The following is a 24,441-nucleotide window of genomic DNA, read 5'->3' on the forward strand; positions in this document are numbered from 1 at the left end:
TCAGCGCGCGTGGTGCCCTCGCTCAGTCGAAGGGATCACCGTTGTACTGCGGCTTGCGCAGCCGCTCCGGCGTGAGCGGGCTCATGTCCGTCACGTCCCGGGGCGAGAGCTGGAAGCCCTGCCAGTGCACCGGCATCGGCGTCTGGTCCTCGTCCCGGGCGATGTGGTGGAAGCCGACGTTCACCCAGACGATGGGGTGCTTGAGCTGCTCGCCGTCGGTGGCGGCGACGATGTCCTTCGAGCAGTTGGCGTCCCACCGCCGGTTGTGGTTCGGGAACTTCTCGCACTTCTTGTACTGCGTGAAGTACACGTCCTTGCTGGTGAACTTGCGCCCCGTGTAGCGCGCGCTGTTGCTGTGCACCAGCTCCCAGGACCGCGTGTGCCCGTCGCCGTTCTTGCCGGCCGTGCCGCTCACGCGCCACCAGCGGTGCTGGTCGGAGTTGCCCGACGTCTCCTTGGTGACGTTCTTGCGGGTCGTCTCCTGCGCCGGGTAACCCCCCTCGCCGGTCCCGCTGCGGTTCGTGTCGTACTGCTGGATCCTGGCCGGGCGCGAGGCGTCCGTCTGGAAGTCCAGCCGCCAGAAGATGTTGTGCTGGTGGCTGGTCGCGCGGTCGCGCGACCCCTTGCCGATCGGCCAGCCCTGCTTGTCCGAGGCATCGAAGTCACCGGGGGAGAGGTTGCCGGTGGCGCCCTCCTTGGCGGTGATCGTGCCGTCGTCGGAGAAGTTCCACTGGGTGATGTAGTAGTAGTAACCCGCCGAGTGGATCGTGTAGACGACGAGGTCGTCGCCCTGGGCGCTGTCGTTGCGGCCGTTCTCCTCGCCGACGTCCCAGCTGTTGCCGAAGTGCGCGAAGCCGCGCGGCTGCTGGGTGACGCAGACCGCGTCGTACGCCTCGCCGCCGACCTTCACCGGGCGGCGGGTGCCGCCCGGGCAGTCCTTCTCCTTCAGCGACACGGGCGACGTGCCGAGCGAGATGTCGGTGACGTCGTAGTACTCGATGCCGCCGTCGTCGTACGGCACGTGTATCTGGCCCAGGCGGGCGCTGTTGAGCACCGGGACGGCGCTGTTGGCGCCCTTCGGCCTGTACGAGATGTCCTCCAGGACCAGGCCCGCGTAGTCGTTGTTCCGGTAGCACATCTGCCACTCGGTGCCGTTGGGCAGCTTGTGCGTGATCCGGTACTCCTCGCTGCAGTCCGGCGCCGCCGCCTGCGGCGCGCGCGGCGTCGCGGCGCCCGCGGTCGGCATCGCCGCGGGCGCGGCGGCCGGGAGCAGCAGGACCAGGGCGGCGACGGCACCCCTGCGCCAGGTCGCCGGACGGCGCCAGAAGGCGCCCCCGCGCCGGTCGGCGGGCACGTCCGACCCGCCCTCCGGCGCGTCCGGCCCGTGGGTCATGGCGTTACGCATGGTGCACCTTCCGCTCGCTCAGGTCGATGACGAAGTCGCGGGTGTCGATCCACGGGCCGTCCTTGACCCGGGTGAAGAGCCGCACGCAGCGGTGCTCCCCGCACTGCTCCAGGCCGCCGGAGTCACCCGGCCGCGCCGTGTACGTCATCCCCTGGACCTGCAACTGCCCTGCGCCGGTCAGCTCCTTGCCGGTCGCCGCCTCGTAGTCCTGCCGCAGCCCGGCCCCGACGGGGCTGTCCACCAGCAGGTCGGCGGCGGCCTCCGCCTCCGGCGCGGCCGGCGGCGGCTGGGCGCCGGTGGACTCGACGGTGTCCACGACCTCGTTGTCCGTGAGGTTGACGCTCTTCTGGACGAGCGTGTCCCGCGCGTAGTCGTAGAAGTACACGTCGGCGATCCGGTCGTCGCCGGCGCTCACCGAGGTGTCGGCGAGGTCGGTGTTGACGAGCTGCGGCACGCCTTCGCGGCCGCGGACCCCCTCGCTCTCCGTACGCAGCGTCCGGTCCCCGGCGAGCGCCAGCTCCTCGGCGCGCTGCTCCTCGTCCGGAGTCAGCGGGTCGCTGCCCGTGCCGGTCTTCTCCGTGGGGAGCGGGGCGGTGCCCGGCCCCCCGTCGCCCGGCGTCTCCAGCGCGCCGGGTGCCGGCGAGGACGCGGACACCCCCGGGTCCCCGTCCTGTTGGTCGTCGCCCGCCGCGCCGAGCGGCACGGCCACGACGACGGCGGCCGCGGTACCCGCGACGGCCGTCAACGCCCCCCATACGATGCGCTGTCGTATGCGGCGGCGGCCTCCCCCCGATGTGCTCATGGGAAGTCCCTTCATTTTGTTCGGTCCCGACCGATTAGACCGGCCGGACCGTTGTTCAGCACCCCGTTCCGGCCCATCCGAACAATCCCGAGGGCCCCGGTACGGCGTCGGTGGCGCGGTTTATCGTGGGAGACGACCTGGGGGAGCAGGGGAACGAGGGGGGTCCGCCCATGGGGCGGCGCGAGAAGCCCGTGGATCCGTCCGCGGGCCCGGTCCAGCGTTTCGCGTACGAACTGCGCAAGCTGCGGGCCGAAGCAGGAGGACCGACCTACCGGCAGCTCGCCGCGCGCGGGACGTACTCGGTGACGGCGCTGTCGCAGGCCGCGGCCGGCGACCGGCTGCCTTCGCTGCCGGTTGCCCTGGCGTACGCCGAGGGCTGCGGCGGCGACCCGGCCGAGTGGGAGTGGCGCTGGCGGCAGGCGGCGGCGGAGGAGGCGGAGCAGCCGCTGCAGCACGGCGGCGCGGCGCCGCCGTACCGCGGCCTGGCGCGCTTCGAACCGGGCGACAGGGACCGGTTCTTCGGCCGCGACCGGCTCACGGCGGACCTCGTGGAGCTGGTCCGTACCCACCGCTTCGCGGCCGTCTTCGGCCCGTCGGGCAGCGGGAAGTCGTCGCTGCTGCGCGCGGGGCTCGTACCGGCGCTGCAGTCCGGCCGGCTGCGGGGGGCCGACGACGAGGGGGACGACGGCGGGGAGCCGGCGGAGCGGCAGCCGGAGGCGGTCTGCCCGCCGGCCGCGGCGCTGCGCATCCTCACGCCCGGCGAACACCCGGCGCGTACGCACGCGGACGTGCTCGACGCGGCTGCCGCCGAGGGCGACACGTACCTCCTCGTCGACCAGTTCGAGGAGGTCTTCACCCTCTGCCAGGACCCCGACGAGCGCGCCGCGTTCCTCGACCGCCTCCTCGCCGCCCGCGACCCCGCGCGACGGCTGCGGGTGGTCGTCGCCGTACGGGCCGACTTCTACGGCCGCTGCGCCGAGTACCGCGCGCTGACCGAGGCGCTGCGCGACGCGCAGCTGCTCGTCGGCCCGATGTCGCCGGCGGAGCTGCGCGAGGCGGTGGTCAGGCCCGCGGCGGCGGAGGGCCTGATCGTCGAACGGGCGCTGACGGCGCGCATCCTCAAGGACGTCGACGGCGAACCGGGCGCGCTGCCGCTGATGTCGCACGTGCTGCTGGAGACGTGGCACCGGCGGCGGGGCCGGTCGCTGACGGAGGAGGCGTACGAGGCGGCGGGCGGCGTCCGCGGCGCGATCGCGCGGACGGCGGAGCGGGTCTACGGGGAGCTGACGCCGCCGCAGCAGCAGGTGGCCAGGCGCGCGATGCTGCGCCTGGTCTCCCCGGGCGAGGGCTCCCAGGACACCCGCCGCCCGGCGCCCCGGGCGGAGCTGGCGGAGATCGCCGCGGCGGCCGCCGCGGGCGGGGGCGGGCGGGACGACGTAGGCGCGGACGGCGCCGGGACCGGCCGGCGGTGGCGGACCGGGCGGGGCGGGGGCACCGCGGGCCGGTGGCGGGGTCGCAGGGACGGCGCCGCAGAGGACGGGGAAGGGACAGAGCAAGGGGACGTCGCTGCAGGGGGCGGGGTATCGCTGCGCGGCGGCAGGGGCGGCGCTGCCGGAGGCGTGGAAGGCGCGGGACCGGAGGTCCCGCCCGCGGGCGCCGCGGGCGCCGCGGGCGCCGCGGGCGCCGCGGGCGCCGCGGGCGCCGCGGACGGGGGTCTCGGGGGCGGAGCCCCCGAGTTCCGGGAAGGGGCGGGGTCGGGGAAAGCCCCCCGGTCGCCAGCCGCGTCCGACGGCACACCCACCACACCCGGTGAGACCCGCGCCGCCGGTGCCACCGCGCCCGGGTCCGCCGCTGGTGCCACCGCGCCCCGGCCCGCCGCCGGCGCCACCGGCGACGACGTCGGGTACGTGCTCGAACGGCTCGTCGAGGCCCGGCTGCTGACCCTCGACGACGACGTCGTCGACCTCGCGCACGAGGCGCTCCTCACCTCCTGGCCCCGGCTGCGCGGCTGGATCGAGGAGGACCGCGAGCGCATGCGCGCCCTGCGGCGCCTCACCGAGGCCGCGCACGGCTGGGAGGAGCTGGACCGCGATCCGGGCGCGCTGTACCGGGGGAGCCGGCTCGCGCAGGCCGAGGAGCTGTTCGCCGACCGGCCGCAGGAGCTGACCGCCGGCGAGGGCGCGTTCCTCGCCGCCAGCACCGCCGCCCGCGGCCGGGAGCGGCGCCGGTTCAGAGGGCTGCTCACGACGCTGGTGGCGCTGCTGGTGCTCGCCCTGGTCGCCGGTTCGTTCGCCTGGCAGCAGGACCGCAACGCCGACGCCGAGCACCGCCGCGCCGAGGCCCGCCGCGTCGCGGCCGTCGCCGGGAGCCTGCGGTTCACCGATCCCGTACGGGCCATGCAGCTCAGCGTCGCCGCCTGGCGGCTCGCCGACACCCCGGAGACCCGCGGCGCGCTGCTCGGCGCGCTGCACCAGCGCGAGGCCGACTCGTTCGCCCTGCCCCAGGACGGCGAGCCCCGTGCGCACCGCTTACTCAGCGCCGACGGCCGCACGGTCACCAGCGTCGGCAAGGATCGTACGGAGCGCTGGGACGTCGCCTCCCACCGCCGGCTCGACTCCGGCCCCGGCCTCGGCCGGCCGGCCGACGACTCCGACTTCGACGTCTCCCCCGACGGCCGCACCCTCGCCGTCCCCGGCGCCGACGGCGGCATGCGGCTGCGCCCCGGCCGCGGCGAAGTGCCGGGCACGACGGGCTGGTTCGGGCCCAGCGGGCGGACGTACATGGCGAGCACCCTGTCGTTCGGCGGCGAGCGGACGCACCTCGCGGTCTACGACGTACGCACCCGCAAGAGGCTCTTCTCCTACGGCTGGGCCGCCGACGACCTGGGCTGGTTCAGCCAGGTCAGCCCCGACGACCGGCTCGTCGTGGTGTGCCCGCGCAGCGGCACGCCGGAGGTGTGGCACATGGCCGGGCGGCAGCGCATGCTGCGCGCCTATCCGGAGGCCCGCGACGCCTGCGGCTCCGACACGACGTCGCTGGAGTTCACGCCGGACAGCCGCGGGATCGTCGTCATGAACGACTCCGGCTTCCGCGTGCTGGACGTCGGGACCGGGCGCAAGCGGCTGGAGGTGGAGCGCGAGGGGCTGTCGGAGATCGAGTTCAGCCGGGACGGCTCGCTGGTCGCCGCCGTGGGCCCGGACGAGCTGGTCGTCTGGCGCACGGCCGACACCTCGACGCCGGTGCTGCGCCATCCGCTGGTCAGCGAGTACGCCACGGAGCTGCGCGTGACGCCGGGCAACAGGGAGCTGCGGTACCTCAGCGGCCTGTCCGGGCACGTGGTGCGTACCGTGCGGCTGGACGGCATCGCGGGCGCGGGCTGGGAGAAGCGGCGGCTGGAGGGCGCGGTGTTCAGCCCGGACGGCGGCAAGCTGGTCACCGCCCGCCGCTCGGGGGCGCAGGGCGTCTTCGAGGTGCGGGACATGCGCGGCGGCCGCACGCCGCAGGCGCCGCCCCCGCTGCCGTGCCGGGTGCCGCGGGGGCTGGATCCCGTCGAGGACTTCTGCATCCCGCTGATGGCGTTCAGCCCGGACGGCAGGCGGCTGGCGTACGCGCTGCCGAGCGTGCTGGGCGACGAGCCGGAGCGGGTGCACGTGTGGGACACGCAGAAGGGCCGGATCGTCCGCAGCCTGGAGGTCACCCCGGATCCCGCGCGGGCCAACCCGCTGAACAGCCTCGCCTACGGGGCCGGCGGCAAGGTGGTCCTCTCCCGCATACCCGACCGGGAGTCCCTGGAGGTGTGGGACGTCTCGCGCGGCGAGCGCGTGCGGCGGCTGCGCGACACCGGCGGCACCCCGCTGGCCATGCACCCCGGCGGCAGGCTGCTGGCCACCGGCGACGACCAGCTCGTCGCGCTGCGCGGGGGCCGGGTCACGCCGCGGCCGCTGGCGCAGGACGGGGTGCGGTCCGTGGAGTTCAGCCCGGACGGCCGGTACCTCGCCGCCGGCGACGACTCCGGGCGGGTCACGCTCTGGGACGGCGAGGGCCGCCGACGCCTCGGGGTGCTGCCCGGTACGTACCGGGGCATGCAGACCGGTGCCGCTGAGCCGGCGACGGCGCTGGCGTTCTCGCCGGACGGCCGCACGCTGGCGGTCGCCGGGCACTCCGGGACGCTGCGGCTGTGGGACACCGCGTCGAACCAGTCGCTGGGCGGCAGTCTGCCGACGGCCGGCGACGAGCTGCTCGCGGTGTCCTTCAGCCCCGACGGCAGCGAGGTCTACGCGGTCGGCCGGCACACCGCGCCGCGGGCCTACCCGGCGGATCCGGAGCGGGCGCGGCAGGCGGTGTGCGCCCGCGCGGGCGGCGGCCTGTCGCGGGCGGACTGGGAGGCGTACCTGCCGGGGACGGCGTACCGCGACACCTGCTGAACCGCCCGGGACACGGCAGCGCCCCCGCCCGGGCTGCTGCTCGGAGCGGGGGCGCGGCCGGTTCGTACGGCTACCGGACGGCTCGCGTCACAGGCCGATCTCGCTCTCGAACTCGGCTGCCTCCAGGAGGCCCTTGACCGCGCCCAGGTAGCGGGCGGCGTCGGCGCCGTCCACCAGGCGGTGGTCGTAGGAGAGCGTCAGATACGTCATGTGGCGCACGGCGATCGTCTCGCCGAGGTCCGGGTGGTCGACGACCGTCGGACGCTTGACGGTGGCGCCGAGGCCCAGGATGGCGACCTGGTTCGGCGGCACGATGATCGTGTCGAACAGCGCCCCGCGCGAGCCGGTGTTGCTGATGGTGAAGGTCGCGCCCGACACCTCGTCCGGGGTGATCTTGTTGTTGCGGACCTTGCCGGCCAGCTCCGCCGTCTTCCTGGCGATGCCGGCGATGTTGAGGTCGCCCGCGCCCTTGATGACCGGGGTCATCAGGCCCTTCTCCGTGTCCACCGCGATACCGACGTTCTCGGTGTCGAAGTAGCTGATCGTGCCCTCGTCCTCGTTGATACGGGCGTTGACGACCGGGTGGGCCTTCAGCGCCTGGACGGCGGCCTTCACGAAGAACGGCATCGGCGAGAGCTTCACGCCCTCGCGCTGCGCGAACGCGTCCTTGGCCCGGGCCCGCATCCGCATGATGCGGGTGACGTCCACCTCGACCACGGTGGACAGCTGGGCCTGCTCGTGCAGGGCGCGCATCATGTTGTCGCCGATGACCTTGCGGATGCGCGGCATCTTCACGGTCTGGCCGCGCAGCGGCGACGCCTCCAGCACGGGCGCCGCGGGCCGGCTCGCCGGGGCCGTCGCGGGGGCGGCGGCCGGGGCGGAGGCGGCGGCGCGGGCGGCCTGCTCGGCGGCGGCGACGACGTCCTGCTTGCGGATACGGCCGCCGACGCCGGAGCCCTTGACGGTGGCCAGGTCGACGCCGGACTCGGCGGCGAGCTTGCGCACCAGGGGCGTGACGTACGCGCCTTCGGCGGCGGGCGCCGCGGCGGCGGGCGCCGGTGCCGGAGCGGCGGGCGCCGGAGCCGGAGCGGCCGGGGCGGGCTGCGCCGGCGGGGCGGCCGGAGCCGCCTGAGCCGGAGCGGGCGCCGGTGCCGGAGCGGGCGCGGCGGCCGGGGCGGGTGCCGGAGCGGCGGGCTGCTCCGCCGGCGCCGCCGGAGCGGCGTCCTGCGGAGCGGCGGGTGCGGCAGCGGGCGCCGGAGCGGCCGCGCCGGTGCCGATGACCGCCAGCCTGGCGCCGATCTCCGCCGTCTCGTCCTCCTGGACCAGGATCTCCAGCAGCGTGCCGGCAGCCGGCGAGGGGATCTCCGTGTCGACCTTGTCGGTGGAGATCTCCAGCAGCGGCTCGTCGGCCTCGACCTGCTCGCCGACCTGCTTGAGCCAGCGGGTCACGGTGCCTTCCGTGACCGACTCGCCCAGCTCGGGCAGCGTGACGTCGGTGCCCTGGGCACCGCCGGCGGCCTGCGCGGGCGCGGGCTGCTGCGGCGCCGCGGGCGCGGGCGGGGTGTCGGCCGGCGCCTGGGCGGGCGCCGGCGCCGGTGCGGCGGCGGGTGCGGGTGCCGGCGCGGCCGCGGGCGCCGCGGCCTGCTCGGCGGCCGGCGCGGGCGCCGCCGCGGCGCCGCCGGTGCCGTCGTCGATCACGGCCAGTTCTGCGCCGATCTCGACGGTCTCATCCTCGGCCACCTTGATGGAGGACAGCACTCCGGCGGCGGGGGAGGGGATCTCGGTGTCGACCTTGTCGGTGGAGACCTCGAGCAACGGCTCGTCGGCCTCGACGCTCTCGCCCTCGGCCTTGAGCCAGCGCGTGACGGTGCCCTCGGTCACGCTCTCGCCGAGCGCCGGCAGGGTTACGGAAACCGCCATGGTTTCGGTTGCTCCTAACGATCTTTGCGGATGGTGGGCGTGTCCGTGGCTCAGTCGTGAGCGTGGAGCGGCTTGCCGGCCAGCGCCAGGTGGGCTTCGCCGAGCGCCTCGTTCTGGGTCGGGTGGGCGTGGATGAGCTGCGCCACCTCGGCCGGCAGCGCCTCCCAGTTGTAGATCAGCTGTGCTTCGCCGACCTGCTCGCCCATGCGGTCGCCGACCATGTGCACGCCGACCACGGGGCCGTCCTTGACCTGGACGAGCTTGATCTCGCCCGTGGTCTTGAGGATCTTGCTCTTGCCGTTGCCCGCCAGGTTGTACTTCAGCGCCACGACCTTGTCGGCACCGTACGTCTCCTTCGCCTTCGCCTCCGTGATGCCGACGGACGCGACCTCCGGGTGGCAGTACGTCACCCGCGGGACACCGTCGTAGTCGATCGGCACCACGTCGAGGCCGGCCAGCCGCTCCGCGATCAGGATGCCCTCGGCGAAGCCGACGTGCGCGAGCTGGAGCACCGGGGTCAGGTCCCCGACGGCCGAGATCGTGGGCACGTTCGTGCGCTTGTACTCGTCCGTGAGGACGAAGCCGCGCTCCATGGCCACGCCCTGCTCCTCGTAGCCGAGGCCCTGCGAGACCGGGCCGCGGCCGACCGCGACCAGCAGGATCTCGGCCTCGAACTCCTTGCCGTCCGCGAGGGTGACCTTGACGCCGTCCTGGGTGTACTCCGCCTTCTCGAAGAAGGTGCCCAGGTTGAACTTGATGCCCCGCTTGCGGAAGGCCCGCTCCAGCAGCTTGGAGCTGTTCTCGTCCTCCGCCGGGACCAGGTGCTTGAGGCCCTCGATGACCGTCACGTCGGCGCCGAAGGACTTCCACGCGGAGGCGAACTCCACGCCGATGACGCCGCCGCCCAGCACGATCGCCGACTTCGGGACCCGGTCCAGGGTCAGCGCGTGCTCCGAGGCGACGATGCGGTCGCCGTCGATCTCCAGGCCCGGCAGCGACTTCGAGTACGAACCGGTGGCGAGCAGCACGTGCCGCCCGGTGTACCGCTGGCCGTTCACGTCCACCGAGGTCGGCGAGGACAGTCGGCCCTCGCCCTCGACGATGGTGACCTTGCGGGAGGCCATCAGACCCTGCAGGCCCTTGTAGAGGCCGGCGACCACGCCGTCCTTGTACTTGTGCACGCCGGCCATGTCGATGCCGTCGAGCGTCGTGTTCACTCCGAAGGATGCGCCTTCGCGCGCCTGGTCGGCGAGTTCCCCGGCGTGCAGCAGCGCCTTCGTCGGGATGCATCCGCGGTGCAGGCAGGTGCCGCCCACCTTGTCCTTCTCGATCAGGGCGACGTCAAGACCAAGCTGAGCACCTCGCAGGGCGGCGGCATAGCCGCCGCTGCCGCCTCCGAGGATCACCAGGTCGAAAACGGTGCTGGCGTCGTTCGCCACGTCACGTCCTCCATGCATGTGCGCCGGTGGCCGGCCGTGGTGCGGCCGGGCGGCGGCTCCTTATCGGCCGCTCTACTACTGAGGCCCTGTCCTGCCACCAGCCATCTTCGCACTTGTCGCCGGAAGACGGAGACGCGGGCCGCAACCCGCCGGCCCGGGAACCGGTCGCCGGCGGGTTGCGGTGCACGTCAGACCAGGTCGCCGTGCGCCGCTTCCTCGGCGATCGCGACCAGGGTGCGCACCGCGGAGCCGGTGCCGCCCTTGGGGGTGTAGCCGAACGGGCCGGAGGAGTTGAAGGCCGGGCCCGCGATGTCCAGGTGCGCCCAGGTGATGCCCTCGCCGACGAACTCCTCCAGGAAGAGGCCGGCCACCAGGCCGCCGCCCATCCGCTCGCCCATGTTGGCGATGTCGGCGATCGGGGACTCCATGCCCTTCTTCAGCTCCGGCGGCATCGGCATCGGCCAGGACTGCTCGCCCGCGGCCTCGGCCAGCATGTGGATCCGGGTCCGGAAGGCGTCGTCGTTGGCCATGATCCCGAAGGTGCGGTTGCCCAGGGCCAGCACCATGGCGCCGGTGAGCGTCGCCACGTCGATCATGTAGTCGGGCTTCTCCTCCGACGCCTTCGTCAGCGCGTCGGCGAGGACGAGCCGGCCCTCGGCGTCGGTGTTCAGCACCTCGACGGTCTTGCCGCTGTACATCCGCAGCACGTCGCCGGGGCGGGTGGCGGAGCCGGAGGGCATGTTCTCGGCGAGCGCCAGCCAGCCGGTGACGTTCACCGGCAGGTTCAGCCGGGCGGCGGCGGAGACGGCGGAGAGCACCGCCGCGGCGCCGCTCATGTCGCACTTCATCGTCTCGTTGTGGCCGGCCGGCTTGAGCGAGATGCCGCCCGAGTCGTACGTGATGCCCTTGCCGACCAGCGCGATCGTCTGCGTCGCCTTCGGGTGCCGGTGCTCCAGGCGGACCAGCCGGGGCGGGGTCTGCGAGCCCTGGCCGACGCCGAGGAGGCCGCCGTAGCCGCCCTTCGCGAGCGCCTTCTCGTCCGTCACCGCGACCTTGAAGCCGTGCTCCTTGCCGGCCTGCTGGGCGGCGGCGGCGAAGCCGGTGGGGTCGAGGTCGTTGGAGGGGAGGTTGATCAGGTCGCGGGCGCGGTTGACCTCCTCGGCGAGCACGGCGGCGCGCTCGACGGCGGCGCGGTGGGCCTTGTCGCGCTTGCCGCCGAGGAGGGCGATCTCGGCGAGCGCGGCCTTGGCGCCGCCGTTCGCCCTGGCCTTCGCGCCCTTGCCGCCCTTGGTCGCCTTGGCGCCCTTGCCGTCGGCGGCCGCGGCGTCCGCGCCGCCGTCGCGGTAGGTGTTGAAGGCGTACGCGCCGAGCAGCGCGCCCTCCGCCACCGCGGCGGTGTCGTCGGCGACGTCCAGCGGCAGCGCGAAAGCGGCCTTCTTCGCGCCGGCCAGCGCGCGGGCGGCGCTGCCCGCGGCGCGGCGCAGGGTCTCGGTGTCGTAGGCGTCGCCCTTCTCGGGCAGGGCGCCGAGGCCGACGGCGACGACGACGGGTGCCTTGAGGCCGTCGGGCGCGGGCAGCTTCGTGACCTCGCCCTCGCCGCCGGACGCCCCGAGGGCCTCCAGCACGGCGCCCAGCTTCCCGCCGTACGCCTCGTCGACCGCCTCCGCGCCGGGGGCCGGCACGGGACCCTTGGGGCCCTTGGCCACACCCACGACGACGGCGTCCGCACGCAGGCCGGTGGCGGACGAGGAACTGAGAGTCAGAGCAGTCACGGTGGTGAGGATCCATTCTCGGGTGCGGGTTTCGGGGGGTGTACGCGGCATCGTATGCGGTACGACGCCCGCGGAGGGCGCCGGGTTGACGGCGGGTTTCCCCGCGTACGGGCAGGTGGCGGGGACCCGCCGCGGGCGCCGGCGGGCCGGTGCGGGTCCTGTGCCGGGGGCCTGGCCCGGGCCTGGCCCGGGACGGCCGGGGCCGGTCGGGCGGGCGGGGCGGTCCGGGCGGCGGGTTTCAGGTGCGGCTTCCGGTGGGTTCCGGCCGCCGGGCGGAGGACGCGGCGAGCGTGTGTACGAGGTTTCCGCGTCGCACCGGGCGCGTGCGCCGTACCCCGTCCGGGGCGGGATCCGGTCAGGCGGGCCCCAGGACCGCGGCGACCAGCGCGACGGTCGCGGCCGTCTCGGCGAGCGCGCCGAACACGTCGCCGGTGACCCCGCCGAAGCGGCGTACGCAGTGGTGCCGCAGCAACTCGGCGGCGGCCAGCGCGCCGACGACCGCGAGGGCGGTGTGCAGCGCCGCGTACGGGCCGGCCAGGAGCCCGGCAGCCCCGGCGGGGACGGCGGTGGCAACCGCCGCGCAGGCGGCGGCCGTACGGCCGGAGAGCACCCCCGCCACGGCGGCGCCCAGGCCCTCCGGGCGGGCCGCCGGCACGCCGGTGCGGGCGGCGAGGGCGAGGGCCGCGCGGGCGGCGACGGCGGCGGCGGTGACGGCGAGCGCGGCGCGGACCCGGGAGCCGTCGTCGTACAGCTCGTACACCGCGGCGATCTGCCCGAGCAGCACCAGCAGCAGCGTGACCACGCCGAACGGGCCGATGTCGGAGCGCCGCATGACCTCCAGCGCCCCGGCGGCGGGCCGGCCGCTGCCCAGCCCGTCGGCGGTGTCGGCGAGCCCGTCGAGGTGCAGCCCCCGCGTCAGCGCGGCGGGCACGGCGACGGCGGCCACCGCGGCGACGGCCGCGCCGGCCCCGGCGAGGAGCAGCAGCGTGCCGGCTCCGGCGGCGACGAGGCCGACCACGAGCCCGGCGGCGGGCGCGGCGAGCATGCCGCCGCGGGCGGCGGCGCGGTCCCAGCGGTGGACGCGTACGGGCAGGACGGTCAGGGTCCCGAAGGCGAACCGCAGGGCGGCGGCGAGCGGCGAGGCGGCCGCGCGTGCGGACGGTTCGCAGCGGCCGTCCGCGTCCTCGGCCCGGCCCGGCCGGGCGGCGCCGGGCGGGTCCGCCGGGTCAGGTGATGTCGTCAACCGCGTCCTCGGCCGCGGAGTCCTCCGGGCCGGGCGCGTGCTCCGGCAGGTCCGACCAGAGTTCCGCCGCCGCCTGGAGGAACGGCAGGGCCAGCAGGGCGCCGGCGCCCTCGCCCGTCGTCACGCCGTGGTCGAGCAGGGGGTCGATCGCGATGCGGTCCAGCGCCTTCTCCTGCGCCGGCTCGCCGCTCGCCTGGCCGGCCAGCCACCAGTCGGGCGCGCGGAACGCCACCCGCTGGGCGACCAGCGCCGCGGCCGCCGAGACGACCCCGTCGAGCACGACCGGCGTGCGGCGCACCGCGGCCTGCAGCAGGAAGCCCGTCATCGCGGTGAGGTCCGCGCCGCCGACCGTGGCGAGCAGCTGCAACTGGTCGCCCAGCACCGGCCGGGTGCGGCGCAGCGCGTCGCGGATCGCGGCGCACTTGCGCATCCACGCCAGGTCGTCGATGCCCGCGCCGCCGCGGCCGGTGACCACGGAGGCGTCGGTGCCGCACAGGGCGGCGATGATCGTGCCGGCCGCCGTGGTGCCGCCGACGCTGAGGTCGCCGAGGAGCAGCAGGTCCGTACCGGAGTCGACCTCCTCGTCCGCGACCGCCATGCCGGCCCGGAACGCGTCCTCGGTCTCGTCCTCCGTGAGCGAGTCCTCGACGTCGATACGGCCGGAGCCCCGGCGTACGCGACGGCGGGTGACCTCCTTCGGCAGCGACTCCGGGTCGCAGTCGAGCGCCATGTCGACGACCCGCAGCCCGGCGCCGAAGCGGCGGGCGAGGACCGCGGAGGCGCTCCGGCCGTCGAGCGCGGCGCGGGCCAGCGCGTCGGCGGTGCCCGCGGCGCGGCCGGAGACGTCCAGCTCGGCGACGCCGTGGTCGCCGGCGAACAGCACCAGGCGCGGCTGCGCGACCGGCTTGGCCGGTACGTCGCCCTGCGCCGCCGTCAGCCACTCGCCGAGGTCGTCCAGCCGGCCGAGCGCGCCGGGGCGCGGACCGTGGGCCGCCCGCCAGTCCTCGGCCCGTCGGCGGACGGACGAGTCGGGGCGGTCGATGTCGTTGATGAAGTCGTCCAGATTCAGGCCGCTCACGGGCGCAGATTACCCGCAGGCCGCGCCGCGGGCTCCGCTGCCCCCGGGGTTTTCCGCCCGGGGCGGCGGGCGGGGGGCGGTGCGGGCCCTCCGGCGGATCCGGCCGACCGTCCGCACGCCCGCGGCCCCTCCGGGTGCAGAATCGATTACCCCCGGAGGGTCAGCACCTGCCCCGCCACCACCAGCAGCACCTGCTCGCACTCCGCCGCCACCGCCGCGTTCAGCCGGCCCAGCTCGTCGCGGAAGAGCCGGCCCGACGGGGTGGCCGGGACGACACCCGAGCCGACCTCGTTGCTGACCGCGACGACGGTACGGCGGGTGGCGCGTACGGCCGCGACCAGCTCGTCCGCCCGCGGCCGTACGTCGCCGCCCTCCCACGCGCCCGCCCGGTCCATGGCGTCCGTCAGCCACAGCGACAGGCAGTCGACCAGCAGCGGGGGCGCGCCGTCCGCGGCGAGCAGCGGCACCAGGTCGCAGGACTCGGTGGTGCGCCAGCCCGCCGGCCGGCGCTCGCGGTGGGCCGCGACCCGCGCCGCCCACTCGGCGTCCCCGTCGCGGGTGCCGCCGGTGGCCGCGTACTCGACCTCCGGGAACGCCGCGAACCGCCGCTCCGCCTCCACCGACTTCCCGGACCTGGCGCCGCCCAGGACCAGCGTGCGCCGCGGCACGACGGGGCTGTCCGGGCCGTGGCCGACGAGGAGGCTCTGCCCGTCGGGTACGGCCCTGGCCCCCGCCGCGGCGAGCCTGCGGTGCAGCTCGGGGCCGGGCGGCGGGGTCGGCCCCGAGGCGCCGCCGGAGTGGCCGCCGAGGTGCACGGCGACGACGTCGGTGGCGGCGGCGACGGCGCCGTGGGCGCGCAGCCGGGCGAGCGCGTCGGGGCGGCCGCAGACGTCGAGCAGCACCAGGTCGTACGGCTCCACCGGACCCCGCAGCCCGGCCGGCGCGGCACCCGGCGGCAGATACAGCAGCCGCCGCCCGCCGGGCCCGGTGACCTCGTACCCGGTGCCGGGGGAGTCGACCGCCACGGCCCGCACCCGGTGCCCGCTGATCAGCGTCACCTCCTGCCCCTCCGGCGCCCGCGACGGCGGCGGCAGACCCGCGGGGGGTGCCACGGCGGGTCCGTCGTGCGGGTGGCTGAGCAGCACCTGCATGACGCCCGACAGCGTCCGCCCGGCGCGCGCCGCGGCGAGCGCGGCACCGGGCGTGAGGTCGAGCAGCACGATGCCGTCCACGAGGACGGACGTCGCCGCCCGCGCCTCGGGCCCGGTGGCGGAGGCACACGCCGCGCAGGGGCAGCCGGGGCGCGGCAGCCCGGCGGGCGCACCGGTGCCGAGGAGGGTGATGTCCACGGTCCGATCGTCTCGCGAGGGTCGGGCCCGCGCCCGCGCGGGGCGGCGCTTCAGCGCTCTCGGTTACGCTGCGAGCGCACTATCCGGCGTGGGACGGAGGCAGTGATGGCAGCGTGGACCTGGCGGTTCGAGAAGGCCGACGGCACGGAGGCGACCCCGGCGGTGGAACCGGAGGACTTCACTACCCAGGGTGATGCGGAGTCGTGGATCGGCGAGGTCTGGAAGGAACTGCTGGAGGGCGGCGTCGAGCAGGTCAGGCTGCTGGAGGACGGCGCCGAGGTCTACGGCCCGATGAGCCTGGAAGCGGCCGAAGGCGCATAGCGGAGGGCCGGAGGCCCACGGGCCGGGCGGCGCCGTCGAAGTGCCGCCCGCCACCTGGTCGGCGGCGTCCGGCCCCTTCGACGTCTTACGGGCGTACGCGGCGGTCCTCCGCCCCGTACGCCCGTCGGCGTCAGGGCCGCTCGCCCCGCTTCACCTGCGGCTTCGGCAGCCGCATCCGGCGCAGCTGGAGCGTGCGCATCAGCGCGTACGCCTTGGCGCCGCGGTGGCTCTCGTCCGGGAAGCGCTGCTTGAGCTGCCTCTTCACCTGGATGGTGATCGCGATCGAGTCGAAGACGATCAGCACGATCACGAACAGCCACAGCAGCAGCGAGATGTTCTTCAGCCCCGCCGACGGCGTGATGCTGAGCATGAGGATGACGATGGCCAGGGGCAGGAAGAACTCCGCCACGCACCACCGCGAGTCCACGTAGTCCCGCACGAACTTGCGCACCGGCCCCTTGTCGCGTGGGGGCAGGTACTTCTCGTTGCCCGAGGCCAGCGCCTCGCGCTGCCTGGCCATGTCGGCCCTGCGCGCCTCCCGCGCGCGTTTGGACGCCTCCTTGCGCGTCGTCGGCGTCTTGGCCATGGCGCGGCGCTGCGCCTGCGACTCGCTGCGCTTGGGCGTGGGCCTGCCCTTGGGCGCCTCGGCCGGACGCACATGCTTCGACTCCACCGCGCTCACCTCGGGCTCAGTGGACTGGTCATCCTTGGAACGGCTTCCGAACACAAGCCCAAGAATAGGGGCAGTCGGGTGTACGACCCAGACCGAGGGGGAACGATCCGGCAACGGCGTGCGTGTCACTACCTGTGGGGGCGCGCGAACCGGGAGCCCCTACGGTCGTCTACTCCCTGGGCGGGAGGGCGAACCCCTGGCGGTTCGTCCTGCAGGAGGAGCGCATTGGCGCCCAGGCAGTGCGGTAATGGAAGCAGGGCCCGTACTGTGGGTTCTGCAGAGTATGTGCCGAGGCTGAAGTCCGTCAGAAGGGGGCGCGCGAGGCCCATGAGCGGTGTCATGAAGCGGATGGGGATGATCTTCCGCGCGAAGGCCAACAAGGCCCTGGACCGGGCCGAGGACCCGCGCGAGACTCTCGACTACTCGTACCAGAAGCAGCTGGAGCTGCTGCAGAAGGTGCGCCGGGGCGTCGCCGACGTGGCGACGTCGCGCAAGCGCCTGGAGCTGCAGCTCGGCCAGCTGCAGAACCAGTCCGCCAAGCTGGAGGACCAGGGCAAGAAGGCCCTCGCCCTCGGCCGCGAGGACCTGGCGCGCGAGGCGCTGTCCCGCAAGGCGGCGCTGCACCAGCAGGTCACGGACCTGGAGACGCAGCACCAGACGCTGCAGAGCGAGGAGGAGAAGCTCACCCTCGCCGCGCAGCGGCTGCAGGCCAAGGTGGACGCCTTCCGTACGAAGAAGGAGACCATCAAGGCCACGTACACCGCGGCGCAGGCCCAGACGCGGATCGGCGAGGCGTTCTCCGGCATCTCCGAGGAGATGGGCGACGTCGGCCTGGCCGTGCAGCGCGCCGAGGACCGCACGGCGCAGATGCAGGCCCGCGCCGGCGCCATCGACGAGCTGCTGGCCTCCGGTGCGCTGGACGACCCGACGGGAATGGCGCAGGACGACATCTCCGCCGAGCTGGACCGGCTCTCCGGCGGCGCGGACGTCGAGCTGGAGCTGCAGCGCATGAAGGCCGAGCTGGCGGGCGGGCCCGCGGAGCAGCAGCAGGCGATCGAGGGCGGCCAGCAGGGCGCCCAGACCCCGCCGCAGCAGCAGGCTCCGCCGCAGGACGCGCCGCGGTTCGACAAGCAGTGACCGCCCCTCGACGGGCTCGGAAGAACGGGAGAAGGCCGTGATCGTACGGATCATGGGGGAGGGTCAGGTGAAGCTGGACGACAGCCACTTCACCGAGCTCAACAAACTGGACGACGAACTGCTCGCCGAGATGGAGAGCGGTGACGAAGCCGGTTTCCGGCGGACCCTCGGCGCCCTGCTCGACGCCGTGCGCTCGCTGGGCACCCCGCTGCCGGACGACGCGCTGGAGCCGTCCGAGCTGATCCTCCCGGGGCCGGACGCCTCCCTGGAGGAGGTCCGGGAGATGCTCAGCGACGACGGCCTCATCCCCAGCTGACTCCCGGCCCGCCACCACGTACGCCTCGGCCGCTCCCCGCCCCGGTCGCCAGGACCGGGGCCGGCCCTCCTCTGCACACACCGCTGCCGTGACCCCTCTCGCCGCTCTGCCCCGCTGGCTGCGGGCACACACCCTCGCCGCCGACGCCCTGGTGGCGGCGGCCGCGCTCGCCGCCATCCTCATCACGTCCGTCTTCCCCGACCGGGGGGCGAACGCGCCGCCGCCGGCCGACCTCGGCGCCGCCGAGGTCGTGCTCGCGACGGCGGCCTGCGCCGTCCTCGTCCTGCGGCGGCGTGCGCCGTGGGCGGTGCTCGCCGTCACGATGGCGCTGACGATCGCGCACGTCATCGCGTCCGCGGGCGATCCGCGCTCGCCGATCGCGCTCAGCGTCGTGGTCGCCCTCTACACCGTCGCCGCCCGCACCGACCGGCACACCACCTGGCGCATCGCACTGCTCACCATCGGGGTGCTGACGTTCGCGATGATGCTCTTCGGCGACCGCCCCTGGTACGCGGACGAGAACCTCGGGGTCTTCGCCTGGACCGGCATGGCCGCCGGCGTCGGCGACGCCGTGCGCAGCCGCCGGGCCTTCGTCGCCGCCATCCGGGAGCGCGCCGAGCGGGCCGAGCGGACCCGCGAGGAGGAGGCGCGGCGGCGGGTCGCGGAGGAGCGGGTACGGATCGCGCGCGAGCTGCACGACGTCGTCGCGCACCACATCGCGCTGGTCAACGTCCAGGCGGGGGTGGCCTCGCACGTGATGGAGAGCCGCCCGGACCAGGCCAAGGAGGCGCTCGCGCACGTACGGGACGCGAGCCGCACGGCGCTGGAGGAACTGCGTACCACCGTCGGGCTGCTGCGCCAGTCCGGCGACCCGCACGCGCCCACCGAGCCGGCGCCCGGGCTGGCGGTGCTGGCGGACCTGGTGGAGGGGTTCGTCCGGGCCGGCACGCCGGTGTCGGTGGAGGTCGCCTCGGAGCTGGGGCCGCGCAGGACGGCGGTGACGACGCGGGTGGAGCGGGCGGCCGAGGTGGTCGGCACGCTGCCGGCGGCGGTGGACCTGGCGGCGTACCGGGTGCTCCAGGAGGCGCTGACGAACGTGCGCAAGCACGCGGGGGCGGGCGCGCACGCGGTGGTGAGCCTGTCGCGGGAGGCGGACGGGCTGGAGGTCGCGGTCCGCGACGACGGCCGGGGCACGGCGGGCACCGGACCGGACGGCGGCGGCCGGGAGAGCGGGTCCCGGGACGGCGGGGCTCGGGACGGCGGCGAGGGGGACGGCGCCATGCGGGACGGGGACGGGGACGGCGAGCGCGCGGGCGGGCTCGGGCTCGTCGGCATGCGGGAGCGCGCCGCCGCGCTGGGCGGCCGGTGCACGGTGGGCGGGCGCGCGGACGGCCGGAAGGGCTTCGAGGTGCGGGTACGGTTGCCGCTGCGGGTAGCCCCGGACACGGGCGACGCGGCTGCGGACGGCCCCGCCGACGCCGGCGCGGGAACGGACGGGGCACCCGGTGGCACGGGCACGACGGGCACGACCCGGGCGCCGCGCGGGACGGGCGGGCCGCGTACGGCCGGCTGCCTGCGCCGCGCACCCGGCGAGGCGATCAAGGAGCAGGGTTGAGCGAGGTCCCGCCGCCGCGGACGCGGCCGATCCGGGTGGTGCTGGCGGACGACCACGCGCTGATGCGCAGCGCGTTCCGCGTCCTGGTCGACTCCGAGCCGGACATGGAGGTCGTCGGCGAGGCGGGCGACGGCGCGGAGGCGGTGCGGCTCGTCCGCGAGACGGGCGCGGACCTGGTCCTCATGGACATCCGGATGCCCGGCACCGACGGCCTGACCGCCACCCGCACGATCTCCGAGGACGACGGCCTCCGCCACGTGCGCGTGGTGATCCTGACGACCTTCGAGGTCGACGACTACGTCGTCGAGGCCCTGCGCGCCGGCGCGTCCGGCTTCCTCGGCAAGGGCGCGGAGCCCGGCGAACTGCTGGCCGCGATCCGGGTGGCGGCGGACGGCGACGCGCTGCTGTCGCCCACGGCGACGAAGGGCCTCATCGCCCGCTTCCTCGCCGGCGGCGACACCCCGCCGGACGGCACCCCCGACGCCACCGGCCGCCGGCCGGCCCCGGACCGCCTCTCCGCCCTGACGAGCCGGGAGCGCGAGGTGCTGGGCCTGGTGGCCCGCGGCCTGGCGAACGACGAGATCGCCGGCCAGCTGGAGGTCAGCCCGCTGACGGTGAAGACCCACGTCAACCGCACGATGGCCAAACTGGGCGCCCGCGACCGCGCCCAACTGGTGGTCCTGGCCTACGAGTCGGGCCTCGTCCGCCCCGGCAGCTAGGCCCCGCCATGAGTGATCATTTCCTCGACGAGGCGGACCTGCTGGACAGGATGGAGCGGAACCTGGCGGAACACGCCTGCCACCTGCACCGGGGCATGACCGGTGCGGCCGTCACCGAGGCCGGCGACCTCCTGGTCGCCGACAGCGGCCTGGACGACGACACCTTCAACATCGTCGCCGCGGCCCGCTTCACCGCCGCCGACGCCGACGCACGGATCACCGGGACCGCCCGGACGCTGGCCCGTACCGGCCGCCGCTTCTCCTGGTGGGTGGGCCCCGCCTCGACCCCGCCGGACCTCTCCGCCCGCCTGGCCGCGGCCGGCCTGCCGGCGTCCGAGAGCGAGACGGCGATGTGGGCCCGGCTGGACGAATCCCTGCCACCGCCCGCCGTCCGGGAACTCGACATCCGGACGGTGGCCACACCTGAGCAGCTCGCCGACTACGCCGCGGTTCTCGCCGCGAACTGGGACCCGCCCGCCGACACCGTCCGCCGCTTCTTCGCCCGGGCCGCCCCGCAGGCCCTGGCCGCGCGGTGCCCGGCCCGGTACCTGGTCGGCTACGTGGGGAGCCGGGCGGTCTGCTCCGCCGAGGTCTTCCACCACGCGGGCGTCGCCGGCATCTACAACATCTCCACCCTGGCCGCGCACCGCCGGCGGGGCTACGGCGGCGCCGTCACGCTCGCGGCACTCCGCACGGCCCGCGACCGGGCTCACCGCATCGCGGTCCTACAGGCGTCGGCGGACGGCGAGCCCGTCTACCGCCGCCTGGGGTTCCACTCCTGCGGCCGCTTCACCGAACACGCCGTCGGCCCCCGAATCCCCTAGACGAGCAGATCCGATGTGACGGTGGTGGCCGCCCCGGCCATCCGGAGCCTGCTGAGCACGCGACCGGGAACCGGCCAGGCCGCTCCGTCCGGGCGCCTCGTCGTTATGGTGTGGTGGTCTGCGGAGGCCATGAACAGGAGGCTCATGACCGTCGAGCATCGGTGGTTGCCGGACGAGACTCCCTGGCCCGAGCAGGCCAGGCTGGTCTACGGCGAGATGGTGGAACTGACGACGCCACACCCACCGATTCCGGAACTGGGCCGGCTCGGGCCGGAGATCGTGGGCAGCCGCGGTGTGATCGTCACGTGTGTCATCGAGCAGGACGAGCGTGATGGCCGCGTCGGACCGCTCTACACGGTGGAGACCGAGGACGGCAGCCCCTGGCGGCTGCGGCCGGAGTTCCTGGTCTCCCGGGGGGCGGAGCTTCGGATCCACTCGTCCAGAGAAACAGCCCCCTACAAGAACAGATCCGACGGGATGTACGGCGCCGGGGGGCGCATGCCCCGTACGCAGACGTAGCCCGCCGTCGTCAGCTCCAGGCCTGCCGCCAGGCCCACGTCCACCGCCCACTCCTGGTCCGCCGTCAGGTGCGCGACCCGGGCCGCCGCCCCCGGGGCCAGGCTCAGCAGGGCCGCCGTCAGCAGCCGGGCAGCGATCCGCCGCGACGTCGCCGCCAGCAGCTCCACCCGGCCGTCGAGCAGGTACGCGTACCCGCTGCCGGCCAGGTCGTCGGAGACGATGCACTGGTAGTGGCGCAGCATCTCGGTGTGGTCCGGGCCGTGGGCGCCGCCGCGCAGTCTGCGGTCGACGGAGTCCATGAGGTCCCGCTGCCCCGGCCCGCCCTCGACGACCGCGCCCGTGGGCGGCTCCAGGCCGGCGTGGTCGACGGTGCCGCGCAGCCGCATCGCGGGGTGCAGGGTGAAGCCGGCGGTGCGGTAGGCGCGGGCGGCGTGCGGGTGGCGGGAGCCGCAGATGAGGCCGCGCAGGCAGCCGCGCCCGTACGCGAGCGTCCGCGCGAGCAGCGCCTTGCCGAGCCCCTTGCCCTGCGCGTCCGGCACGACGGCCAGCAGAGACAGCCCCCAGGTCCCCTCGCGCCTGGTGGACAGTGCCGTGCCGACCGGCCGGCCCGCGTCGTCCATGGCGAGCCAGCAGCCGCTGGGGTCGGTGCGCGCGAGGTGCCGTACGACGCTGCGCAGGAGGATCGCGCCGTTCTCGTCGGGCTCCTCGGGCGGGTCGCCCTTGGCTTCGTGCGAGGCGGCGAACGCGGCGTGGGCGGTGAGGCGTACGGCCTCGGCGTCGTCCTTCGTGTCGCGGACCTGGCGCAGGATCATGCGGTCAATCCTCTGCCCTGCGCCGGGCCCGCGTCACCCCCCGTATCCGGACGTCAGGGCAGTGCCAGCATCCGCTCCAGCGCGAGTTCGGCGAAGTGCCCGGTCTCCTTGTCGACCTCGATGCGGTTGACGAGCTTGCCGTCCGCCAGCGACTCCAGCGCCCAGACCAGGTGGGGCAGGTCGATGCGGTTCATGGTGGAGCAGAAGCAGACGGTGCGGTCGAGGAAGACGATCTCCTTGTCGGGGTGGCGCTTGGCCAGCCGGCGGACGAGGTTCAGCTCCGTCCCGACGGCCCACTTCGAGCCGGCGGGGGCCGCGTCGAGGGCCTTGATGATGTGCTCGGTGGAGCCCACCTGGTCGGCGGCGGAGACCACCTCGTGCTTGCACTCGGGATGGACCAGCACGTTGACGCCGGGGATGCGCTCGCGCACCTCGTTGACGGAGTCGAGCGAGAAGCGGCCGTGCACGGAGCAGTGTCCGCGCCACAGGATCATCTTCGCCTCGCGCAGCTGCTCGGCGGTCAGGCCGCCGTTCGGCCGGTGCGGGTTGTAGACGACGCAGTCGCCGGGGGCCAGGCCCAGGTCGCGTATCGCGGTGTTGCGGCCGAGGTGCTGGTCGGGCAGGAACAGCACCTTGCCCGCGCCGGCCTCGCGCTGCGCGAAGGCCCACTCCAGGGCCCGCTCGGCGTTCGAGGAGGTGCATATCGTGCCGCCGTGCCGGCCCGTGAACGCCTTGATGTCCGCGGAGGAGTTCATGTACGACACGGGGACGGTGGCGTCCGCCACACCGGCCTCGGTGAGCACGTCCCAGCACTCGGCGACCTGCTCGGCGGTGGCCATGTCGGCCATGGAGCAGCCGGCGGCCAGGTCGGGCAGGACGACCGCCTGGGCGTCGGTGGTGAGGATGTCCGCGGACTCGGCCATGAAGTGCACGCCGCAGAAGACGATGAACTCCGCCTCGGGGCGGGCCGCGGCCTGCTGCGCGAGCTTGAAGGAGTCGCCGGTCACGTCGGCGAACTGGATGACCTCGTCGCGCTGGTAGTGGTGGCCGAGGACGAAGACCTTCTCGCCGAGCCGCTCCTTGGCCGCGCGGGCGCGCTCGACCAGCCCGGGGTCGGAGGGGGCGGGCAGGTCGCCGGGACAGTCGACGCCGCGCTCGCTGGAGGGGTCCGCCTCCCGCCCGAGCAGCAGCAGGGCGAGGGGCGTGGGGGTCACATCAAGGTCCTGGGCGGTGGTCACAGCGCACTCCACCCTTTCTCTTCGGCTCGCGGCGGGCTGCCGGCGCATCTATTTTCGTCACATTGACGTTATTAATCATATCCCCTTCGCGTCAGGTTGACGATGGTGCTCGCGTCAATGTGACGAATGCCGCCCGCGCGCCCCGGCCCGGTCCGTACGCCCTCCTCCGACCTTGGGCGGATGACCCGAAGTGGTGGCGTATGCGAGCATGAAAGGAGCAAGAAAGCGCGCGCCCGGCCGGAATGAATCGGGAGCGCGGCCGGTTGGACTCGATCGGCAAGCAGTCCACAACCCGGGAGACATGCGAATGACCGTTCAGGGCGAGACCACCGCAGTCGACGGCATCATTCTGTCCGACGCCGCTGCGGCGAAGGTCAAGAGCCTGCTGGAGCAGGAAGGCCAGCCGGATCTCAAGCTCCGCGTCGCCGTACAGCCCGGTGGCTGCTCCGGCCTGCGCTACCAGCTCTTCTTCGACGACCGCGACCTCGACGGCGACGTCGTCAAGGACTTCGGCGGCGTCTCGGTCGTGACCGACCGGATGAGCGCCCCGTATCTGACCGGTGCGTCGATCGACTTCGTCGACACCATCGAGAAGCAGGGCTTCACGATCGACAACCCGAACGCGACCGGCTCCTGCGCCTGCGGCGACTCCTTCAGCTAGGCCCTGTCTGACGAATCGCGCCGTCCGCCCGCAGGGCGGGTGGCGCGGCGTCTGGTGCGTGCGATCGCAAGGCGGAGGGTCGACCGCATAGTGGGCCTATTCGGTCGGTCCCGACAACGCGGCGAGCGTGCGTGCCAGACGCCGCGCCGCAGGCGGGATTTGTCAGACAGGGCC

General features: G+C 74.7%; 20 protein-coding genes. 9 read left to right on the top strand and 11 right to left on the bottom strand.

Annotation, left to right across the window (positions count from 1 at the left end):
• Window positions 1–22: 22 nt before the first annotated feature.
• Window positions 23–1,393 (bottom strand): copper amine oxidase, encoded by a 1,371-nt coding sequence (locus tag LG396_RS33170; RefSeq protein ID WP_372483620.1) that lies wholly within the window; start codon window positions 1,391–1,393, stop codon window positions 23–25.
• Between the two features lie 4 nt (window positions 1,394–1,397).
• The gene (locus tag LG396_RS33175; protein ID WP_225797585.1) at window positions 1,398–2,207 is read right to left on the bottom strand and encodes a hypothetical protein; all 810 of its coding nucleotides are present in this window, start codon (window positions 2,205–2,207) and stop codon (window positions 1,398–1,400) included.
• A 170-nt stretch (window positions 2,208–2,377) separates the two neighbouring features.
• On the opposite strand from LG396_RS33175, the gene LG396_RS33180 reads away from it, so the two are divergent.
• On the top strand, window positions 2,378–6,631 hold the full coding sequence (locus tag LG396_RS33180; protein ID WP_225797586.1) for an nSTAND1 domain-containing NTPase: 4,254 nt from the start codon (window positions 2,378–2,380) through the stop codon (window positions 6,629–6,631).
• Between the two features lie 87 nt (window positions 6,632–6,718).
• Here LG396_RS33180 and sucB read toward each other — a convergent pair whose 3' ends face one another.
• The 6 genes from sucB to LG396_RS33210 all read right to left on the bottom strand — a co-directional run bounded on the left by sucB (window position 6,719) and on the right by LG396_RS33210 (window position 15,432).
• Window positions 6,719–8,551 (bottom strand): 2-oxoglutarate dehydrogenase, E2 component, dihydrolipoamide succinyltransferase, encoded by a 1,833-nt coding sequence (sucB, locus tag LG396_RS33185; protein ID WP_225797587.1) that lies wholly within the window; start codon window positions 8,549–8,551, stop codon window positions 6,719–6,721.
• Window positions 8,552–8,601: 50 nt separating this feature from the next.
• The gene (gene lpdA, locus LG396_RS33190; RefSeq protein WP_018837612.1) at window positions 8,602–9,990 is read right to left on the bottom strand and encodes a dihydrolipoyl dehydrogenase; all 1,389 of its coding nucleotides are present in this window, start codon (window positions 9,988–9,990) and stop codon (window positions 8,602–8,604) included.
• A gap of 188 nt (window positions 9,991–10,178) precedes the next feature.
• Entirely contained in the window at window positions 10,179–11,762 is a 1,584-nt protein-coding gene (locus tag LG396_RS33195) for a leucyl aminopeptidase (protein ID WP_027767171.1), read from the bottom strand.
• 355 nt (window positions 11,763–12,117) lie between these two features.
• A complete protein-coding gene (locus LG396_RS33200; RefSeq protein WP_225797588.1) occupies window positions 12,118–13,005 on the bottom strand; it encodes an adenosylcobinamide-GDP ribazoletransferase in 888 nt (295 codons plus the stop codon).
• Window positions 12,989–14,083, bottom strand: a complete 1,095-nt coding sequence (locus LG396_RS33205; protein WP_225797589.1) for a nicotinate-nucleotide--dimethylbenzimidazole phosphoribosyltransferase — start codon at window positions 14,081–14,083, stop codon at window positions 12,989–12,991. The genes LG396_RS33200 and LG396_RS33205 overlap by 17 nt, the downstream gene beginning before the upstream one ends.
• 146 nt (window positions 14,084–14,229) lie before the next feature.
• Window positions 14,230–15,432: a bifunctional adenosylcobinamide kinase/adenosylcobinamide-phosphate guanylyltransferase gene (locus LG396_RS33210; protein WP_225797590.1), complete on the bottom strand. Its 1,203-nt coding sequence runs from the start codon at window positions 15,430–15,432 to the stop codon at window positions 14,230–14,232.
• Window positions 15,433–15,537: 105 nt separating this feature from the next.
• Here LG396_RS33210 and LG396_RS33215 point away from each other — a divergent pair, with 105 nt between their 5' ends.
• Window positions 15,538–15,753 (top strand): hypothetical protein, encoded by a 216-nt coding sequence (locus LG396_RS33215; protein ID WP_018837617.1) that lies wholly within the window; start codon window positions 15,538–15,540, stop codon window positions 15,751–15,753.
• A gap of 130 nt (window positions 15,754–15,883) precedes the next feature.
• Here LG396_RS33215 and LG396_RS33220 read toward each other — a convergent pair whose 3' ends face one another.
• Window positions 15,884–16,435 (bottom strand): DUF3043 domain-containing protein, encoded by a 552-nt coding sequence (locus LG396_RS33220; RefSeq protein WP_018837618.1) that lies wholly within the window; start codon window positions 16,433–16,435, stop codon window positions 15,884–15,886.
• Window positions 16,436–16,753: 318 nt separating this feature from the next.
• On the opposite strand from LG396_RS33220, the gene LG396_RS33225 reads away from it, so the two are divergent.
• The 6 genes from LG396_RS33225 (at window position 16,754) to LG396_RS33250 (ending at window position 21,556) form a co-directional block, all read left to right on the top strand.
• The gene (locus LG396_RS33225) at window positions 16,754–17,563 is read left to right on the top strand and encodes a PspA/IM30 family protein (protein ID WP_037730034.1); all 810 of its coding nucleotides are present in this window, start codon (window positions 16,754–16,756) and stop codon (window positions 17,561–17,563) included.
• A 37-nt stretch (window positions 17,564–17,600) separates the two neighbouring features.
• A complete protein-coding gene (gene pspAA / locus LG396_RS33230; protein WP_018837621.1) occupies window positions 17,601–17,879 on the top strand; it encodes a PspA-associated protein PspAA in 279 nt (92 codons plus the stop codon).
• 88 nt (window positions 17,880–17,967) lie between these two features.
• Entirely contained in the window at window positions 17,968–19,494 is a 1,527-nt protein-coding gene (locus LG396_RS33235; protein ID WP_225797591.1) for a sensor histidine kinase, read from the top strand.
• Window positions 19,491–20,213, top strand: a complete 723-nt coding sequence (locus tag LG396_RS33240; RefSeq protein ID WP_018844075.1) for a response regulator — start codon at window positions 19,491–19,493, stop codon at window positions 20,211–20,213. Before LG396_RS33235 ends, LG396_RS33240 begins: the two co-directional genes overlap by 4 nt.
• A 50-nt stretch (window positions 20,214–20,263) precedes the next feature.
• Window positions 20,264–21,037: a GNAT family N-acetyltransferase gene (locus LG396_RS33245; RefSeq protein ID WP_225797598.1), complete on the top strand. Its 774-nt coding sequence runs from the start codon at window positions 20,264–20,266 to the stop codon at window positions 21,035–21,037.
• A 144-nt stretch (window positions 21,038–21,181) separates the two neighbouring features.
• On the top strand, window positions 21,182–21,556 hold the full coding sequence (locus LG396_RS33250) for a hypothetical protein (RefSeq protein WP_225797592.1): 375 nt from the start codon (window positions 21,182–21,184) through the stop codon (window positions 21,554–21,556).
• On the opposite strand, the gene LG396_RS33255 is transcribed toward LG396_RS33250, so the two are convergent.
• Complete coding sequence (locus LG396_RS33255; protein WP_225797593.1) at window positions 21,493–22,368, bottom strand: GNAT family N-acetyltransferase; 876 nt, start codon at window positions 22,366–22,368, stop codon at window positions 21,493–21,495. The two genes, LG396_RS33250 and LG396_RS33255, sit on opposite strands and share 64 nt — an antisense overlap.
• Before the next feature lie 53 nt (window positions 22,369–22,421).
• Window positions 22,422–23,606 carry a quinolinate synthase NadA gene (gene nadA / locus LG396_RS33260; RefSeq protein ID WP_130455848.1) on the bottom strand — a complete coding sequence of 395 codons (1,185 nt, stop codon included), beginning with the start codon at window positions 23,604–23,606 and terminating at the stop codon, window positions 22,422–22,424.
• 307 nt (window positions 23,607–23,913) lie between these two features.
• Here nadA and erpA point away from each other — a divergent pair, with 307 nt between their 5' ends.
• A complete protein-coding gene (gene erpA / locus LG396_RS33265; protein WP_018837629.1) occupies window positions 23,914–24,267 on the top strand; it encodes an iron-sulfur cluster insertion protein ErpA in 354 nt (117 codons plus the stop codon).
• Window positions 24,268–24,441: the final 174 nt, after the last annotated feature.

This window comes from Streptomyces aculeolatus (assembly GCF_020400605.1).
In the GTDB taxonomy this organism is placed as follows: domain Bacteria; phylum Actinomycetota; class Actinomycetes; order Streptomycetales; family Streptomycetaceae; genus Streptomyces; species Streptomyces aculeolatus.

What these genes read in the sequence shown, in the direction of transcription:
- LG396_RS33175 (WP_225797585.1), bottom strand. Translation starts at nt 2,207, where the DNA reads ATGAGCACATCGGGGGGAGGCCGCCGCCGCATACGACAGCGCATCGTA.
- LG396_RS33250 (WP_225797592.1), top strand. Translation starts at nt 21,182, where the DNA reads ATGACCGTCGAGCATCGGTGGTTGCCGGACGAGACTCCCTGGCCCGAG.
- LG396_RS33215 (WP_018837617.1), top strand. Translation starts at nt 15,538, where the DNA reads ATGGCAGCGTGGACCTGGCGGTTCGAGAAGGCCGACGGCACGGAGGCG.
- LG396_RS33255 (WP_225797593.1), bottom strand. Translation starts at nt 22,368, where the DNA reads ATGATCCTGCGCCAGGTCCGCGACACGAAGGACGACGCCGAGGCCGTA.
- LG396_RS33170 (WP_372483620.1), bottom strand. Translation starts at nt 1,393, where the DNA reads ATGACCCACGGGCCGGACGCGCCGGAGGGCGGGTCGGACGTGCCCGCC.
- LG396_RS33245 (WP_225797598.1), top strand. Translation starts at nt 20,264, where the DNA reads ATGGAGCGGAACCTGGCGGAACACGCCTGCCACCTGCACCGGGGCATG.
- sucB (WP_225797587.1), bottom strand. Translation starts at nt 8,551, where the DNA reads ATGGCGGTTTCCGTAACCCTGCCGGCGCTCGGCGAGAGCGTGACCGAG.
- LG396_RS33225 (WP_037730034.1), top strand. Translation starts at nt 16,754, where the DNA reads ATGAGCGGTGTCATGAAGCGGATGGGGATGATCTTCCGCGCGAAGGCC.
- erpA (WP_018837629.1), top strand. Translation starts at nt 23,914, where the DNA reads ATGACCGTTCAGGGCGAGACCACCGCAGTCGACGGCATCATTCTGTCC.
- LG396_RS33180 (WP_225797586.1), top strand. Translation starts at nt 2,378, where the DNA reads ATGGGGCGGCGCGAGAAGCCCGTGGATCCGTCCGCGGGCCCGGTCCAG.